At 61.1% G+C, this 1,597-nt stretch carries 3 protein-coding genes; all 3 read right to left on the bottom strand.

The window, feature by feature from the left end:
• Positions 1-605: hypothetical protein (locus tag EOM25_14775; protein NCC26441.1), on the bottom strand; the 605-nt coding region annotated here is incomplete at its 3' end.
• Positions 606-609: 4 nt separating this feature from the next.
• Complete coding sequence (locus EOM25_14770; GenBank protein ID NCC26440.1) at positions 610-1,155, bottom strand: type II secretion system protein; 546 nt, start codon at positions 1,153-1,155, stop codon at positions 610-612.
• A gap of 3 nt (positions 1,156-1,158) precedes the next feature.
• On the bottom strand, positions 1,159-1,597 hold a 439-nt coding region (locus tag EOM25_14765; protein NCC26439.1), incomplete at its 5' end, for a type II secretion system protein.

Raw genomic sequence — 1,597 nt, 5'->3', positions numbered from 1 at the left:
TAGACCATGTCGTCTGCCTCGATGGCGTAGGCGGCATTGGTGGGTAGGCGATTTCCCAAGGTGCAGCGTAAGGTGTTGGTGCCTGAGTTGATGGAGGCTCCGGAATAAATGAACAGAGTTATTTCCGGAGTGCCGTCTTCCCGGATATGGGAGAAGGCCATTGTCCCGCTCGAAGGGATGGAAAAGCTGGGCGGAATGGTGCCAGGAAAGTTGAGGGTTGCAGTCTGGCCCCGGGTGTATCTTGCATTCGGCACCAGCCAGTAGGGAAAGGCCGACAGCTCGAACCGGCCCCCGGGCAGAGTATAGGTCGTGCCGTCGATCTGCCGGGCCAGGGCTGAGGCCTTTTCGTCGTCCGCGCTGCCGCCGCTGTCGTCGTTCTCGGTGTTCAGGTACACGGCCGCGGCGTAGCGGTAGCCGGACTCGGCCAGGTAGTAGGCGTTCTTGTTGTGGTTGAAGGTCACGGTGTTCATGACGCCCGAGCTGTTCAGGGAGACCACGGCCACGGTCAGGGCCGAGATGACGACCATGGTGATGATGATGGCCACCAGGGCCGAGCCCGAGTCCGAGGAATGTCGACGGTCGAATGCATGTTGGTGATCATTCATGGGTTTATCCCTCGGGAGTGATGGCGTTGGCAACGCCGTTGTTGCGGATGTCGGTGGAGCTCTGGAATTCGAGAACTCCCGCGCTTGCGTGCTGGAGGCGGAGAAGGATGTCCACGTGGGCCAGTTCGTTGAAGGGCCTGGCCGTGGTCCACGGGTCGCCGTCAAAGTTCCGGTATCGGAAGAGCGGGGTGGCCTCGTAGGAGGCCAGATCGCTCAGGAGCACGTGGGCTCCGCTGCCGTCGCTGGTGAGGGAGAGGTTGGCCCCTTGGAGCTGGAGGGTGTGGGCCGTGCCGGTGTCGTCCTTGGTTGTGGTGTAGGTCAGGAGATTTCCCCCGGCCTGGGTGACCGAGTCGGCGTATTGGAGTTCCAGGGTCATGCGGGTCAGGGCCAGTTGGGCCTGTTCGGCCAGCCGGACGTTCTGGCTGGCAAAGACATAGGATTCGACCACCCGGACGATGCCCAGTCCGGCGAACACGGCCACGATGGACAAAAGGACCAGGCTGACGATGACCTCAATGAGGGTGAAGCCTTTTGTGGTATTCATGGCCATGCCTCACGTTCCCTGAGCAGTGAACAGGGATCTCAATTGCTGATCCTCCTGGCGGAGGGTGATCAGCAGGACCGGGTTGTCCCCGGGGTTGGCTCCCACGGCCGAAGCCTGGAACTCTTTTCCTCCGGTGGATGTGAAGCTGATATACCCGGTATTGGGCTCGGAGATGAAGCCGGTGAACCGGGTATCGGCCTTGAGGGCCGTCAGAAAGGTGTCCAGGGAGAAGTCCACGTTGTCGGCCCGGGCCTGGGCCACGGCCTTGCGATATTCGGAGGTGATCTGTTCCATGACCTCCTGGAGCCGGTATTCGGTGTTCATCCAGGTCACCGGCGTGACACTGGGCGTGGCGCTGGTGTTGACGAACTGGACGACCATGACGGCCATGACGGACCCGATCATGATGACCATGATGGTTTCCAGGATGGTGAATCCGCTTTGCTTC

Source organism: Deltaproteobacteria bacterium, assembly GCA_009929795.1.
GTDB lineage: Bacteria > Desulfobacterota > Desulfovibrionia > Desulfovibrionales > Desulfomicrobiaceae > RZZR01.
The sequence above is the reverse complement of the archived record's forward strand: the minus strand, read 5'-3'. Positions and strand labels throughout refer to the sequence as shown.

What these genes read in the sequence shown, in the direction of transcription:
- EOM25_14770 (NCC26440.1), bottom strand. Translation starts at nt 1,155, where the DNA reads ATGGCCATGAATACCACAAAAGGCTTCACCCTCATTGAGGTCATCGTC.